Origin of the sequence: Amycolatopsis sp. A1MSW2902, from assembly GCF_017312175.1 — a bacterium.
In the GTDB taxonomy this organism is placed as follows: domain Bacteria; phylum Actinomycetota; class Actinomycetes; order Mycobacteriales; family Pseudonocardiaceae; genus Amycolatopsis; species Amycolatopsis nivea.
Map to the genome: position 1 here is coordinate 4,194,223 of NZ_QJPO01000001.1, position 14,259 is coordinate 4,208,481.

15 protein-coding genes are annotated in these 14,259 nt (G+C 71.8%); 5 read left to right on the forward strand and 10 right to left on the reverse strand.

The window, feature by feature from the left end; genetic code table 11:
• The first annotated feature begins 63 nt into the window (after positions 1-63).
• Complete coding sequence (locus DMP23_RS19305) at positions 64-540, forward strand: hypothetical protein (RefSeq protein ID WP_275290841.1); 477 nt, start codon at positions 64-66, stop codon at positions 538-540.
• 271 nt (positions 541-811) lie between these two features.
• A complete protein-coding gene (locus DMP23_RS19310) occupies positions 812-1,252 on the forward strand; it encodes a DUF6292 family protein (RefSeq protein WP_238606279.1) in 441 nt (146 codons plus the stop codon).
• 74 nt (positions 1,253-1,326) lie between these two features.
• Here the strand turns inward: DMP23_RS19310 and DMP23_RS19315 are convergent, their stop codons facing one another.
• From DMP23_RS19315 to DMP23_RS19360, 10 genes are all read right to left on the reverse strand, one after another.
• On the reverse strand, positions 1,327-1,785 hold the full coding sequence (locus DMP23_RS19315) for a DsrE/DsrF/DrsH-like family protein (protein ID WP_337821942.1): 459 nt from the start codon (positions 1,783-1,785) through the stop codon (positions 1,327-1,329).
• A 14-nt stretch (positions 1,786-1,799) separates the two neighbouring features.
• Positions 1,800-2,117, reverse strand: a complete 318-nt coding sequence (locus DMP23_RS19320) for a TusE/DsrC/DsvC family sulfur relay protein (protein ID WP_337821943.1) — start codon at positions 2,115-2,117, stop codon at positions 1,800-1,802.
• 15 nt (positions 2,118-2,132) lie between these two features.
• Complete coding sequence (gene sqr, locus DMP23_RS19325; protein ID WP_337821944.1) at positions 2,133-3,380, reverse strand: type III sulfide quinone reductase, selenoprotein subtype; 1,248 nt, start codon at positions 3,378-3,380, stop codon at positions 2,133-2,135.
• Between the two features lie 75 nt (positions 3,381-3,455).
• Positions 3,456-3,791, reverse strand: a complete 336-nt coding sequence (locus DMP23_RS19330; protein WP_337821945.1) for a hypothetical protein — start codon at positions 3,789-3,791, stop codon at positions 3,456-3,458.
• A gap of 40 nt (positions 3,792-3,831) precedes the next feature.
• On the reverse strand, positions 3,832-4,395 hold the full coding sequence (locus tag DMP23_RS19335; RefSeq protein WP_337821946.1) for a DUF2231 domain-containing protein: 564 nt from the start codon (positions 4,393-4,395) through the stop codon (positions 3,832-3,834).
• A gap of 94 nt (positions 4,396-4,489) precedes the next feature.
• A complete protein-coding gene (locus DMP23_RS19340) occupies positions 4,490-4,741 on the reverse strand; it encodes a ferredoxin (protein WP_134732205.1) in 252 nt (83 codons plus the stop codon).
• The gene (locus tag DMP23_RS19345; protein WP_337821947.1) at positions 4,711-6,042 is read right to left on the reverse strand and encodes an NADH-ubiquinone oxidoreductase-F iron-sulfur binding region domain-containing protein; all 1,332 of its coding nucleotides are present in this window, start codon (positions 6,040-6,042) and stop codon (positions 4,711-4,713) included. Before DMP23_RS19345 ends, DMP23_RS19340 begins: the two co-directional genes overlap by 31 nt.
• On the reverse strand, positions 6,042-6,389 hold the full coding sequence (locus DMP23_RS19350; protein ID WP_337821948.1) for a hypothetical protein: 348 nt from the start codon (positions 6,387-6,389) through the stop codon (positions 6,042-6,044). Before DMP23_RS19350 ends, DMP23_RS19345 begins: the two co-directional genes overlap by 1 nt.
• Positions 6,390-6,606: 217 nt before the next feature.
• Positions 6,607-7,545: an FAD:protein FMN transferase gene (locus DMP23_RS19355; RefSeq protein WP_337821949.1), complete on the reverse strand. Its 939-nt coding sequence runs from the start codon at positions 7,543-7,545 to the stop codon at positions 6,607-6,609.
• On the reverse strand, positions 7,542-7,865 hold the full coding sequence (locus DMP23_RS19360) for a hypothetical protein (RefSeq protein ID WP_337821950.1): 324 nt from the start codon (positions 7,863-7,865) through the stop codon (positions 7,542-7,544). The genes DMP23_RS19355 and DMP23_RS19360 overlap by 4 nt, the downstream gene beginning before the upstream one ends.
• 115 nt (positions 7,866-7,980) lie before the next feature.
• On the opposite strand from DMP23_RS19360, the gene DMP23_RS19365 reads away from it, so the two are divergent.
• The 3 genes from DMP23_RS19365 to DMP23_RS19375 all read left to right on the forward strand — a co-directional run bounded on the left by DMP23_RS19365 (position 7,981) and on the right by DMP23_RS19375 (position 14,259).
• Positions 7,981-8,664 carry a response regulator transcription factor gene (locus DMP23_RS19365; protein WP_337821951.1) on the forward strand — a complete coding sequence of 228 codons (684 nt, stop codon included), beginning with the start codon at positions 7,981-7,983 and terminating at the stop codon, positions 8,662-8,664.
• A complete protein-coding gene (locus DMP23_RS19370; RefSeq protein ID WP_337821952.1) occupies positions 8,661-9,899 on the forward strand; it encodes a sensor histidine kinase in 1,239 nt (412 codons plus the stop codon). The genes DMP23_RS19365 and DMP23_RS19370 overlap by 4 nt, the downstream gene beginning before the upstream one ends.
• Before the next feature lie 658 nt (positions 9,900-10,557).
• Positions 10,558-14,259 (forward strand): nitrate reductase subunit alpha, encoded by a 3,702-nt coding sequence (locus tag DMP23_RS19375; RefSeq protein WP_337821953.1) that lies wholly within the window; start codon positions 10,558-10,560, stop codon positions 14,257-14,259.

Consider the following 14,259-nt stretch of genomic DNA (forward strand, 5'->3'; position numbering starts at 1 on the left):
GTGCGGCCCTCGTGGACCCGAGCGTCGAAGCGGAAGCTCGGACGCAACGAAAGCGAGGCGACCATGAGCATCGACCGCATTTCCCCGGACCGCCCTCCCGCGCCCTCGACGACCGTCCCGGCCGGACTGCGGCGCAACCGCCACGACCGGCTCGCGCTGGTGCCGGACGGTCGCGTCGACGCCCGGTACGCCGATCTCCGCGACCTCCGTCTCGCGCTCGCGCTGACCGAGGAAGACGCCCGCGAGGAGACCGATCTCGACCCGTTCGACCGGATCACCTGCCGGACCCATCGCCGCTGGCTCCACCAGTGCGTCTCGTCCCCGCACCACGCGGTGCCGCTCAGCGGCCACCGCTGGTGCCGCCCGTGTGGCCGCCCGCTCGACGCGGCCGTCGACGAACTCTCCGGCGACGTGCGGTTCTCCTGCCCGCGCTGCGGCCAGACCCCCGACAACCGCGCCACCCGCCAGCTGACCCGCGCGTGCCGGGCGAGCATCGCCGCGGCCTTCGACCGCTCATCCGGCCGCGACCTGTGCGCCTGAGCGAACGGAACCGCGCGGCGCGGCGAACCTGTGCGCGGCTCTGGCCTCCGTCCACAGAGGGCGGAGCCGGGGACCTTCGGCCCTTTTCCGGCACCCGCCCGAAGCGCAGCCTGGAGACAGGCAGCCGGGCGCCCGATTCCCCCTGACCGTCGCGGACCGGCGGCCAGGGCGAGCGCGGGAACGCCATTCCGGGCATAGGCGGAAGCCCGCCCGGCCGAACCGCCGGCGCCGAGAAATCCGCCGTGCCAGGCGGCAGCAGAAACGAGAACCGATGAGCGGCCAGCAAGCGACCACCGACGACGAATACCTCCTGCACTGCGGAATGAGCGGCTACCTCGACGCGGTGAGCGTCGCGGCAGGCGTCGGCCCCGAGTCCGCCACGATGGACCTCGACTCGCCGATGTCGGCCTACCTCGCACTCGACGGGCAGCTCGCGGTCCATCCCGGACGCGACACAGCGCTGGTCTGGGACGAACGGCACGGCTGGTCGTTCACCATCGAAACCCATTCCGGCGAAGACCTGCTCGTGGTGGCCTACCTCGGCGACGACCTGGTACCGCCCCCTTCCCGCGTCCGGGAATTCGTCCGCGCGGTCCGCGCCCTGACCCGGCGCACGCCGCCGCCCGCGCCGCCGGAGCTGAACCGCGGGCGGGCCGACCTCCTCGCCCGGCTTCTCGGCTACCGGACTCCGCAACCGCTGTCCAGCCAGTGACCCCGGTCGAGCGGGAGCGGAGACGCAAGCGGGCGGCACAGCCAAGCTGGTGCTTCGCGCGCGCAGCGGGGCACTCAGGTGAAAATGATCTGGCCGCCCGCCGCTTTGGCGTAGAATTCGCCGACGGTAATGATGTCCCGCACCTGCTCGATCAGATCGTCCTTTTCGAGGCCGAACAGGTCGACCGACGCCTTGCACGCGTACAGCCCGGCCCCGGTGTCGGAAATCATTTCGAGGAATTCCGGAATGGCCGGGATGTCGAGCTTTTCCATCTTCCGTTCGAGATACTGCGTCATGACCGACGAGACGCCGGGCAGTCCGCCCGCCCACGTGGCCAGGTGCAAGCCCGGATTGCCGACGGTCGCCAGCTTGATGTGGTCGTGCCTGGCCTTGTGCACGGCGTCCAGCCCGAAGAAAGTGAAGAACAGATCGGCTTCGATGCCTTCCGCGCGCGCCCCGTTGGCCATGATCAGGCCGGGGTAGATCGCGTCCAGCGAGCCTTTCGAGATGATGACGGAGACTTTTTCGATCATGCCGGGATTCCTCCTCAGATGTAGCCGCGCGGTTTCGGGATTCCGGCGATTTTCGCGGCGAGCTTGGCCGGGCCTTTCGGGAAGAGCCGGTACAGGTCCTTGATCGGGACGCCGGAAGTGCGCCCGAGCGCCCGCACGGTCGGGCCGGTGCCCTTCTCCGCGTATTCCCGCCGCATGAACTCGATGACCTTCCAGTGCTCGTCGGTCAGCGCGTCGATGCCGGATTCGCGGGCGATCTCCGGAGCCATCTGCTCGGTCCAGGAATCCGGCTCGGTGAAGAAACCCTCGTCGTTGACAGGCACCTCGGTGCCCGCGTAGGTCGCGGTGGCCATGAGCGTCCTTTCTGGTCAGTGTTCCGCGGGCGCCGGGAACTCCTTGCCCGCGCGGGGCATCTCGGCGGCGATGCCGGGGATTTCCCGGCCGGGCAGCAGGCTGTGCCAGTACAGCCACGAGAACATCAGCTTGCCGAGGTGGTTCAGCCGCGATTCGCGCAGCAGCGGAAGTCCGGCCGCCGCCGGGAAATGACCGGGCAGCGGTTCGGTGTCGTAGTTGAAGTCGATGAGCATCGCCTTGTGGAAACCGCTCTCGATGAAGCAGTTGGTGTGCCCGTCGAATCCGGGGTCGAGCGGACGGCCGGCGAGGTAGCGCGCGACGTTGCGGGCCAGCACCGCGCCCTCGAAGTGGGTGACCGAACCGGCCTTGGACGCCGGCACCCCGGCGGCGTCGCCGAGCGCGAAGATGTTGCGGTACGCCGTGGACTGCAGCGTGTGCGGATCGACGGCAACGAAGCCGAACTCGTCACCCAAACCGGGCGATCGGTCCACATAGGACGCTCCGCTGTGCATCGGCACCACCACCGCGAGATCGAACGGGACCTCGCGGCCGTCGTAGGAGACCAGCCGACCGGACGCGCCGTCGACCTCGCCGGTGTTGAACTCCGTCACCAGTTCGATGCTCTTGTCCTCCAGCAGACCGGCGAGCGTCTTCGCCGCCACCGGCTTGGTGAACGCGGAATCGAGCGGCGTGACATAGGTGATCCGCACTTCGTCGCGGATTTTCCGTTCGGTGAAGTACCAGTCGGCGAGGAAGCAGAATTCCAAGGGGGCTACCGGGCATTTGATCGGCAGGTCGATCACGTTCACCACGAGGCGCCCGCCGGTGAACTCGTCGAGCGCGGACGCGAGCGCCATCGCCCCGGCGTAGTCGTAGAAGGTGTGCACCGTCTCCCGCCAGCCCGGGCCGGTGAGTCCCTCGGTTTCCTCGGGCACGAGCCGGGCGCCGGTCGCGATCACGAGCGCGTCGTACGCGAGCATCGTGCCGTCCGCCAGACGGACTCGCGCGGCTTCGGCGTCGACGTGGTCTACCGCGCTGCGGTGGTACTCGATTCCCCGGTGCAACTGCGCCGGGCGGGACCGGACGAGGTCCTCCGGCTGGGCGAGGCCGAACGGCACGAACAACAGGCCCGGCTGGTACACGTGGTCGTTGTCCTGGTCCACCACGGTGATCCGGACCTGATCGCCCAGACCGCGCCGCAGCCGGTTCGCGGCCAGGGTGCCGCCCGTCCCGCCGCCGAGAATCACGATGTGCTTGGTCACCGCTCCAGTCTCGAAGCGGCCCGCCGGTCCGGTTAGGGTCTTCGGTCACCGGCGGGGGCGACCAAGGAGGGCCGGTTACCGCAGCGCGACAGTCAGCAGCACGACCGCGTCTCCCAGCGCCTGCAGCCCGTGGCGTTCCGGCGGAACGACGGCCAGTTGCCCGCGTTCCAGCGTCCACTCCGCACTCTGGGTGTGCAGCCGCACGGTGCCGACGACGACCTGGAGGGTGGCCGCGGGCGGCGAGTCGTGCTCGGCCAGCTCGGCGCCGTCCCCCAATGCGATCAGCGTCGCCCGCTGGGAGGTTCCGGACACCAGCGTCCGCGCGGCCCGCCGTGATCCGTGCGCGCCGGCTTCGACCTGCAATTCGGCGGCCACCGCGTCGATCGAAGACACTGCCGGGTGATCGGTCATCGCTTCTGCTCCCTCCTCGGCGGCCCCCCGCGGCGGAGCGTCACCGAGTACCGCGTGGGGCGGCGTTCTCGCTGAACTTACCCTGCCACGATGCCTGCGCACCGGAATCGCCGATGCGGTAGACGTCGTAGACAGTCGCGCCGGCGACCAGGACCGCGACGACCGCGATCACGGTCGTGACCTTCGTCGAGGCGGGCGCCAGGTAAGTCTTGCGGCGCACGGCGGTGGCGACCGCGGCGTTGTCCTCGGCGGTCCCGACGTCGGTTTTGCCCGTCAGCAGGGCGTTTTCGCGCTGGCGCCACCACACCACCAGCGCGAGCACGGCGACTGGGATCGCGACCCAGAGCGCGGTGTCGCCCAGTTCGGTGTGGTCGCGCAGCAACTGAGTCCGCGGAACTCGCCGCTCGAGCCATTCGCCGGCGTTCGTGGTGATCGGGACCAGGATCAGCGCGATCACGGCCAGCACGGCGTTCGGCGCGGCGAGCCTGGCGCGCGCTTTCGGCCAGACGCTGCTCAGCACCAGCAGCAGTGCGCTCAACGGCAGCAGCACGACAATCGCGTGCACGAGCAGGATGTGGGCGGGCAGGCCGTTCACGGTCGTCATGATGTCCTTAATCCGGTGGAATTTCGCGATTCAGCGGGAACTCTGCGAAGGCGTGCTCACGGCGGCACGGTGGAGACCGGTTCGCACCGGGCAGTCATCGGCGCCCGCCCGCCAGCCGCAGCGCCAGGGTCGGGCAGGCGGCGACCGCCTGGCGCGCGTCGGACAGCACCGGGCCCGGCACCGGCCGGTCGACCAGGATCGGGTAGCCCCACTCGTCGAGGTCGATCAGTTCGGGCAGGAGTTCGGCGCAGATTCCGTGGGCCCGGCAGGCGATCGGGTCGACCCGCAGCTGACGGGAGCGTCGTTCGGGCACGGTCACGTCCAATCGCCGCTTCGGTTGTTCCATTCCGGCAAGGGCAGCGCGGGGTGCGCCGCCCACGCGCACGGACGGCCGGCGAGGTGGGCTCGCAGATCGTCGGCGAAACACCGCAGCGCGCTCGCGGCCAGCCGGACGGCGCCGTCGGGATGGGCGCACGCGCCGCGCCCGGGAATGACCGAGAGCCGCGTGCGGAGCCGTTGTCCGGCCAGCGCCGCTGCCCGGCCGCCGAGCACCAGGGAGGTGAAATCGTCGGCGACGGCGGGGAGTCCGAACATGCACGGACCGCATTGGCGGGCGGACTCCCCCGCCAGATAGCGCAGCACCCGAGCGGTTTCGGCGAGACCGCAGGCGCGCGCGGGCAGCACGGTCAGCGAGGCGACGCCGAGTGCCGCGCCCGCCGCGCGAAGGTCCTCATGGGACAGCCGGATGCCCGCCGCGGCGGGCGCGGGCAGCCAGGTGCCGCCGTATCCGCCGAACAGGATCGCCTGCGGTGTTCCGGCCGGGCCGCCCGCCTGGTCGAGCACCTCCGCGACCGGGGTGCCGAACGCGGTTTCGTACACCCCCGGCCGGGCGACTCCGCCGCCGGCGGTGACCAGCGTGGTGCCGGGCGAGTCCCGGGTGCCGCAGCCGCGGAACCACTCCGAGCCGTAGCGGGCGATCAGGGCGAGATGGGCGAGCGTTTCGACGTTGTCGACCAGGGTCGGCCGGCCGCGCACCCCGCGCTCGAAAGGACGGGGCGGTTTCGCGGTCGGCCGGGCGTCGCCGGTCTCCAGGAAGTTGACGAGCGCGGATTCCTCGCTCGCCACGTACCGGCCGGGCGCCTGGACCAGCCGGATCGGGATCTCTCCGCTCGGCCGCTCGGCCAGCGCACCGGCCACGGAGCCGGCGATCGGATCGGCGCGGTGCACGCACAGGATGATCTCCGTCGCGTCGGTCGCCGTCGCGGCCAGCACCGCCCCGTCGATGACCAGGTGCGGCGCGACGGTGAGCAGCGCTCGGTCCTTGCCGCTCGCCGGTTCGCCCTCGCAGCCGTTGGCCACGACGACCGGGCGGCGGCCGCGGGCGACGGCACGCAGCTTGCGGCCGGTGGGGAAACCCGCCCCGCCGCGCCCCCGCAGCCCTGAAGCGTCCACTGTGGACAGCAGCAGGGCCTGGCCGTTCCGTCCGGCGTAGCGTTCGACGGGCAGCGCACCGTACCGGGCGCTGTGCTCGGCGAATCCGGCGGACTGCCGGGCTTCCAGCCAGCCCGCGAGAAGACGGCGCGGGCGGGCCGGGTCAGGCGGCAGCAGCGGCCCGCTGGCCGCCCGGGGATGGCGAGCGGTGGTCATCACAGACCTCCCAGGGTGCCGCGCCGGGCCTCGGTGTCGGGATGCCGCACCGTCGCGCGCCACCCCACGGCCGCCGCGGCGGCGAGCACGCACGCCACCAGCAGCACCCGGACCCAGCCCAGCCGGGAGTCGGCGCCGCCGATCTCGAAGCCGTGCACCACGGCCGCGGGCCAGGAGAGATACGCGGCCCAGTGCACGGCTTTCCAGACCTTGGCGTTGATCCGGGGACGGAGCAGGCTGGACACGACCACAGCGACGAGCAGATCGAACGCGACGGCTCCGATGCCGAGCGACACCGGGTGGTACGCCGAGACGAACGGGAGAACGGGACCACCACGCTGATCCACCGGATGCCCGCGTACGTGTCGATGATCGCCGTCGCGATGTGGACGGCCAAGAAAGCAAGCGTGATCAGGGACAGATTCCGGTGGAAGGCGGCGACGGCGAACCTCGGCCACCTCTGCGACGCGAGCCGGGCGCTGGAGATCGCGCCGAGGACCACCACGGCCGTGAACAGCACCAGCGCGGCCAGTCCCGTCGCCCGGCTGACGTACCACAACGCGCTCATGCCGGCGCCTCTTCCGGCCATCCGGCGACGCGGACGACGCGCCCGTCCGAGGCGACCAGGCGAGCGGGCAGCCGGCGTTCCGCGAGCCACGCCGGAGCGAGCTCGCCGAGCACGACGGCCGCGGTGCTGGCCGTGTTGGCGTCCGCGCACGTGGCCGCGGCGACGGTGACGGTCCGCCAGCAGGGATCCGGGAGGTCCCCGGTGCGCGGGTCGACGATGTGGTGCACCGTCCGCCCGGCTCGCCGCCAGGTGCGGCACACCGTGCTGGACGTGGCCAGTCCGCCGCTGGCCACGGCGATCACCGGGTCGCGGAGAGGATCCGCCGCGGCGTGGTCGTCGCCGACCACCACCGGCCATCCCCCGGCCGGTGCGCGTCCCGCGACAGCGACGTCGCCGCCGAGCCCGACCAGCACGCCGCAGCCGAGTTCGCGCGCGAGCACGGTGCTGGCACGGTCGGCTGCCCAGGCCTTCCCAGTAGCTCCCAGGTCCAGCCGCACGCCGCGCGGCACGACGACCTCGCGCCGGGGCCAGTCGGCGGTGATCCGCCACCAGCCCGGAGCCTCGCCTGCCGGCTTGACCGGTGCCGCGAGATCGCGATCGATCGCGGCGAAGTCCCGGTCGTAGCCGAGCTCGCACACTGCTCGGCCGACCGTCGGATCGACCAGCCCGCCGGTCGCCTCGGCGGCCCGCAACGCGACCTGCAGCGCTTCGGCCAGCAAGGGGCTGACCCGCACGGGAGAACCGGCGTGGCGGTGCAGCTCGGCGATCTCCGAATCGTCGCGAAACCGGCTGCACGTCTCGTCGACGGCACGCAGTTCGGTCCGGAGCAGGTCCGTGGCGACCGGGAGGCGGTCCGGCTCGGTCACCACCAGTTCGGCGGTGGTGCCCAGCGCGCGGAACCGGATGCTCGCGAGCGGTTCTGCGGCCGTGGTCATGAGCCGCCCGAGCGCGCGGCACTGTGGTGCCGGCGACCGACGACCGGCGGCTGCGCGGGCGGGCTGACCGCCGGAGGCGCGCTGGTCTCCGGGATGCTGTCCGGGGTGCTGTCCGCGGAGGGCTGCGGCGGCGGGACCGTGGACGGCGAGGAGGTGACGGGCGAAGCAGCCGGTGCGGTGGTGTCCGCCGTCGCTTGCTGAGCGAGCGTCACCCCGAAGACCGTGGCCAGCGCCGCGCCGCCCAGTCCCGCCGTCCACGTCGCCGTCGAGATGCTGCGGCGGCCGCGGGCGCGGGCCCGGATGCGTTGCCGGTGATTCACGTGGGTCTCCTTTTGGCCGGGAGGTCTGCTGCCCAGTTTCGACGGGAGTCCTGGGGAAAATCTGGGAATCCGGGCCGCGGATGCCGGGCGTCTCCCGACCAGGCACGATTGCGGGATGGACACTGCGCACCGCGGCTCCGGCCGGGTCCTGCTGGTCGAGGACAACGCCGAACTGGCCGGTCTCCTGACCGAACTGCTGTCCGACGAGGGCTACGAGGTCGAAACCGCCGCGGACGGGCAGCGCGGCCTGCACCTCGGCCTGGTGCGGCAGTACGACGTGGTGATCCTGGACCGGGGCCTGCCCGCGCTCGACGGCCTCGACGTGCTCGCCCGGCTGCGCGGCAAAGGCCTCACGACGCCGGTGCTGGTGCTTTCCGCGCTCGGCAACCCCGCGGACCGCGTCGCGGGCCTGGACGCCGGAGCCGAGGACTATCTGCCCAAACCGTTCGACGTGGACGAACTGCTCGCCAGGCTGCGCGCGCTGCGCCGCCGCCACCTCGACGTCGCCCGGGTGCTGCCGGTCGGCACGATGCGGCTGAACCTGGACACCCGCCAGGTCGAGCCAGGCCCCGGGGCGGGCGAGCCGGTCCGGCTGTCCGAACGGGAATGCGCGCTGCTGGCGACGCTCGCGGGCAGGCCCTCCCGGGTCTTCACCCGGCGGGATCTGCTCAGCCTGGCCTTCCCGGAGGCCGACAGCGAGGCCGTCGTCGACACCTACGTGTCGTACCTGCGCCGAAAGCTCGGGCGGCCGGTCATCGCGACGGTCCACGGGCGCGGATACCAGCTGGGCGCGCCGTGAGCCGCCCGCCGGCTTCGACCGAAGCGAGGCTGCTGCGACGCGCGACCTGGCGACTGGGCTTGCAGGTCGGGCTGTCCGTCGCCGCGATTGTCGTGCTGCTGTCCGGCCTCGCGGTGTTGATGGTGCTGCGAAGCCAGCAAACCGGCGTGGCCACCCTGCTGCAGCAGGCCGCCTCGCAGGCCGACGATGTGCAGGACCCGCCCGCCGGGGTCTGGCTCGCCATCCAGGGACCCGGCGGCCTGACGGCGACGCCCGGCGCACCGGCCGTCCTGCCCGACCGGGCGGCGCTGGCGAACGTCGCGAAGACCGGGACCGCGCAAACCGACGAGGTCCGCGGCGAGCGAGCCGGCTACGAGGTCTACACCGAGCAGCGCGGCACGCAGACCGTGCAAGCGGCGCTGGACCTGCGGGCGAACAACGACGAACGCGAGCGGTTGCTCGCCGCCATGCTCTTCAGCGGCGGAGTGGGGCTGCTGCTGGCAGTAGGCGCGGGTGTGTGGTTCGGGCGGCGCGCGGTCGCGCCGCTGGCCACCGCGCTGGGCATGCAACGACGGTTCGTCGCCGACGCGAGCCACGAACTCCGCACCCCGTTGACCCTGCTGTCCACGCGCGTCCAGGTACTGCGCCGGCACCTGCGGCGCGGCGACTCCCGAGAACGGCTGACCGCCGAAATCGACGGGGTGGTCGCCGACGCCGGGCACCTCACCGACATCCTCGAAGACCTTCTGCTGGCCGCCGACGTCCGCGCGGACGGACTCACCGCGACCCTCGATCTCGTGGAACTCGCCGCCCGGGCGGCCGCCGCCGGAACCCCGGCCGCGGCCGAGCGCTCGATCGTCATCGAGGCGCGTCCGACGGTGCCGACGCTGCTCGTGCGCGGCACTCAGGGCGGCCTCCTCCGCGCCGTGACCGCGTTGGTCGACAACGCCGTGACCCACGCCCGTTCGGCGGTCACCATCACGACGAAGCAAACCGGAACCACCGGCGTCGTCGAGGTTTCCGACGACGGGCCCGGCATCGACCCCGCGGTCCTGCCGGGATTGTTCGAGCGATTCTCGTCCGCCCGCCCCGAATCCTCGCCGCGCCGCCACTACGGCCTCGGGCTGGCCCTGGTGAGCGAAATCGCCGACCGGCACGGCGGCCACATCACGGCCGGAAGCAACCCCGGCGGCGGCGCGCTGCTGACCTTGACCCTGCCGCTGGCCGGACGCGATTCCCGCGCCTCGCCCGGCTGATCAGCCGATTCTGCGCGGGGAGCCGGCGGCAGCGAAGCCGCGGCCCGTCCTCGTTGCGGCAGAACGTCTTCCGCGGTCGACGACGGGCAATGAGGTCCGCCCCGTCCGGCACCGAGATGCCTCCGCTGAGGATCTCGACCGCTGGCCGACCGGATGCTCATCGGCGACGCCAGCAGCGACAGCGGACACCGGCGCGGCCCTTCGTCCTCAGCGGCGAGGACATTGCGCCCTGCCGTTCCCCGACGGCAAGAAGAAGAATCGAAAGCGCGAGAGCCGCGAGCGGGCCAACCCCGACGATTCGGCAGCAGCGCTCTCGCCTCGAGCGGTGGCGGCGGCATGGGGCTCTTCCCCTCGTCCCCGGCCCCCTCCGCTGCCGCCGCTCCCTGCGGAGAACACCGTCACGGCCGTCCGTTCCGCTTGCGCAGCAGCCAATCGACGGCGGGCGCAAGAGATGCTTCCCGCGGAATCGCGGTGGATTCCCGACAGGACTGCGCGTACGGCGCATGGCGGCCCGCAGAGGCCGAAGGTCACTTCGACCCGTGACGAACGCCCGGTGAACGGTCCGCCTCCTTCGCCGAAGCTGAATGGCGTACGGCCGGCACCAGGGTGGTGTCGCAGCGGGACAGTCCCGCCGAGCCGACCGCCCGAAGGAGTCGCATTGCCCACACGACCAGTGCCGGCCAACGACCGCGTTCCCGGGCACGGACCGCTGCTCGGCGTGCGGCGACTGCTGACCAAGGAGACCGTCGGCGACCACGGGCGCACCCTGCACCAGATCGACGCGAACGCGTGGGAGTCGTTCTACCGCGACCGGTGGAGCTACGACCGCGTCGTGCGTTCGACGCACGGGGTGAACTGCACCGGTTCCTGCTCCTGGAACGTTTTCGTCAAGGACGGGCTGATCACCTGGGAGCACCAGGCGACCGACTACCCGGGCACCGGGCCGGACAGCCCCGACTACGAGCCGCGCGGCTGCCCCCGGGGCGCGTCGTTCTCCTGGTACGAGTACTCGCCGTCGCGGGTGCGCCATCCGTACGTGCGGGGTTCGCTGCTCACCATGTTCCGGGCCGGGATGCGGCGGTTCGGCGACCCGGTCGCGGCCTGGGCGGACATCGTCGAGGACCCGCGCAAAGCCAAGGCCTACAAGGAACAGCGCGGCCGCGGCGGGTTCGTCCGCGCCACCTTCGACGAGGCGACGACGATGATCGCCGCCGCGCACGTCTACACCACCAAGACCTTCGGGCCCGACCGCGTGGTCGGCTTCTCGCCGATCCCGGCGATGTCGATGGCGTCCTTCGCCGCGGGCACCCGCTACCACGCGCTGCTCGGCGGCACGCTGCTGTCGTTCTACGACTGGTACGCCGACCTGCCGGTCGCCTCGCCGCAGGTGTGGGGCGACCAGACCGACGTGCCCGAGGCGGGCGACTGGTGGAACTCCACCTACCTGGTCATGTGGGGCTCCAACATCCCGGTCACCCGCACCCCGGACGCGCATTTCCTCGCCGAGGCGCGCTACCGCGGCGCGAAAGTGGTCGCGGTCAGCCCGGACTACGCCGACAACGTCAAGTTCGCCGACGACTGGCTGGCTCCGCACCCGGGCACGGACGGGGCGCTGGCGATGGCCATGGGGCACGTCGTCCTCACCGAGTTCTTCCGCGACCGCCAGGTGCCCTACTTCACCGACTACGTGCGGTCCAACACCGACCTGCCATTCCTCGTGACGCTGCGGGAACGCGAGCCCGGCGTCTACGCCACCGACCGCTTCCTCACCGCCGCCGATCTCGGCGACGACGGCGAAGGGGCGCGGCACAAGACCGTCCTGCTCGACGACGCCACTGGAAAACCCTTGGTGCCCAACGGATCCCTGGGTTTCCGTTACGGCGCCGAGGGCGAAGGCCGCTGGAACCTCGACCTCGGCGACGTCGTGCCCGCGCTCGGCGTGCTCGGCCACGCCAGCGGCCAGGTCGCCGTCGACCTCGCCCGCTTCGACATCGGCGAGACCGAGGGCGGCGCCACCATGCGGCGCGGAGTGCCCGTCGTGCGGGTCGGAGAACACCTCGTCACCAGCGTCTTCGACCTGCTCATGGCCCAGTACGGCGTCCAGCGCGGCGACCTGCCGGGCGAGTGGCCCACCGGGTACGACGACGCCGACGCTCCGCACACCCCGGCCTGGCAAGAGCGGATCACCGGCGTGCCGGCGGCGCTGGCCGCCCGGATCGGGCGCGAACTGGCGCGCAACGCCGAACGCAGCCACGGCCGGTCAATGATCGCGCTCGGCGCGGGCGCGAACCAGTGGTTCCACTCGGACATGACCTACCGCGCGCTGATCGCGCTGGTCACCCTCACCGGCTGCCAGGGCGTCAACGGCGGCGGCTGGGCGCACTACGTCGGGCAGGAGAAGGCCCGGCCGCTCACCGGGCAGCAGCACCTGAGCTTCGCTTTCGACTGGCAGCGCCCGATGCGCCACCAGGCCGCCACGCCGTTCTGGTACCTGCACACCGACCAGTGGCGCTACGAGAAGGTGCCCGCCGACGAGCTGGCTTCCCCGCTCGGCGAGGGCAGGCTGGCCGGGATGTCCTTCGCCGACACGGTCGCTGCCGCGCAGCGGATGGGCTGGTCGCCCGGCCACCCCGCGTTCGACCGCAACCCGCTCGACCTCGCCGACGAGGCCGCGGCCGCCGGAGTCAACGCGGCCGAGCACATCGTCGGCGAACTGCGGGCGGGGCGGCTGCACGCGGTCGCCGACGACCCCGACGACCCGGCGAACTTCCCGCGCTGCCTGACCCTGTGGCGGGCCAACCTGCTCGGCTCCTCGGGCAAGGGCAACGAGTTCTTCCTCAAGCACCTGCTCGGCGTGGATTCCCTCGCCTCGGCCGACGAATGCGGCACGGACGAACGCCCGCGCGACGTGAAGTGGCGGGACGACGCGCCGACCGGCAAGCTCGACCTGCTCACCACGGTCGACTTCCGGATGACCAACACCGGCCTGCACTCCGACCTCGTGCTGCCCGCCGCGACCTGGTACGAGAAGCACGACATCTCCACCACCGACATGCACCCCTTCGTGCACGCCTTCTCCCCCGCGGTCGAGCCGCCCGGGGAGGTGCGCACCGACTACGACGCGTTCCTCGCGCTGGCGGACAAGGTCAGCGAGCTCGCGGTCGCCCATCTCGGCACTCGCCGCGACGTGCTGGCCGCGCCGCTGCAGCACGACACTCCCGACGAACTGGCCACGCCGTCCGGGCGGGTCCGGGACTGGGGCCGCGGCGAATGCGCGCCGGTGCCGGGCGTGACGATGCCGAAGCTGATCGAAATCGAGCGCGACTACACCCTGCTCGGTGCCAAGATGCGCGCGGTCGGCCCGCTGCTGGACAAACTCGGCACCACCACCAAGGGCATCACCGTCGACGTCGCGCCGGAACTGGAATACCTGCGCCGCCGCAACGGCGTCATCGCCGACGGCCCGCTCGCCGGGCGGCCGTCGCTGTCCACAGCGGACCGGATGTGCGAGGCGATCCTCGCGCTCTCCGGCACGACCAACGGCCGCGTCGCGCACGAAGGCTTCCTGAAGCTGGAAAAGCAGACCGGGCAGCAGTTCACCGACCTGGTCGAGGGCCACGAAACCGAGCACGTCACCTACGCGGCCACGCAACAGGCGCCGCAGCCGGTGATCACGAGCCCGGAATGGTCCGGTTCGGAAAAGGGCGGCCGCCGCTATTCGCCGTTCACCATCAACGTCGAGCGCCGCAAGCCGTGGCACACGCTCACCGGACGGCAGCAGTTCTTCGTCGAACACGACTGGGTCGCCGAACTGGGCGAGAATCTGCCCGGCTACCGGCCGCCGCTGAACATGGCGCGGCACTTCGGGAAGCCCGGCGACCTCGCCGACGGCGGCGTCACCGTCCGGTTCCTGACCCCGCACGCGAAATGGTCGATCCACTCGATGTACCACGACAACGAGCTGATGCTCGCGCTGTCGCGCGGCGGGCCGGTGCTGTGGATGAGCGTCGAGGACGCCGCGAAGATCGGCGTCGCCGACAACGACTGGGTCGAGGCGGTCAACCGCAACGGCGTGATCGTCGCCCGGGCCGTGGTCAGCCACCGGATGCCCGAGGGCACGGTGTTCCAGTACCACTCCCCCGAACGCACGGTGAACGTCCCGAAGACCGAAAAAGGCGGCCGCGGCAAGGGAAAGCGCGGCGGCTACCACAACTCGATGACCCGGTTGCTGGTCAAGCCCACGCATCTCGCGGGCGGGCACGCCCAGCTGACCTACGCCTTCAACTACTACGGACCGATCGGCAGCCAGCGCGACGAGATCACCGTCGTGCGGCGGCGCAGCCAGGAAGTGGAGTACTGA

Bases quoted from the DNA above. Each gene is read 5' to 3' on its own strand.
- DMP23_RS19340 (WP_134732205.1), bottom strand. From the start codon at position 4,741: ATGGAACAACCGAAGCGGCGATTGGACGTGACCGTGCCCGAACGACGC.
- DMP23_RS19320 (WP_337821943.1), bottom strand. From the start codon at position 2,117: ATGGCCACCGCGACCTACGCGGGCACCGAGGTGCCTGTCAACGACGAG.
- DMP23_RS19315 (WP_337821942.1), bottom strand. From the start codon at position 1,785: ATGATCGAAAAAGTCTCCGTCATCATCTCGAAAGGCTCGCTGGACGCG.
- DMP23_RS19355 (WP_337821949.1), bottom strand. From the start codon at position 7,545: ATGACCACGGCCGCAGAACCGCTCGCGAGCATCCGGTTCCGCGCGCTG.
- DMP23_RS19310 (WP_238606279.1), top strand. From the start codon at position 812: ATGAGCGGCCAGCAAGCGACCACCGACGACGAATACCTCCTGCACTGC.
- DMP23_RS19305 (WP_275290841.1), top strand. From the start codon at position 64: ATGAGCATCGACCGCATTTCCCCGGACCGCCCTCCCGCGCCCTCGACG.
- DMP23_RS19345 (WP_337821947.1), bottom strand. From the start codon at position 6,042: ATGACCACCGCTCGCCATCCCCGGGCGGCCAGCGGGCCGCTGCTGCCG.
- DMP23_RS19335 (WP_337821946.1), bottom strand. From the start codon at position 4,395: ATGACGACCGTGAACGGCCTGCCCGCCCACATCCTGCTCGTGCACGCG.
- DMP23_RS19330 (WP_337821945.1), bottom strand. From the start codon at position 3,791: ATGACCGATCACCCGGCAGTGTCTTCGATCGACGCGGTGGCCGCCGAA.
- DMP23_RS19365 (WP_337821951.1), top strand. From the start codon at position 7,981: ATGGACACTGCGCACCGCGGCTCCGGCCGGGTCCTGCTGGTCGAGGAC.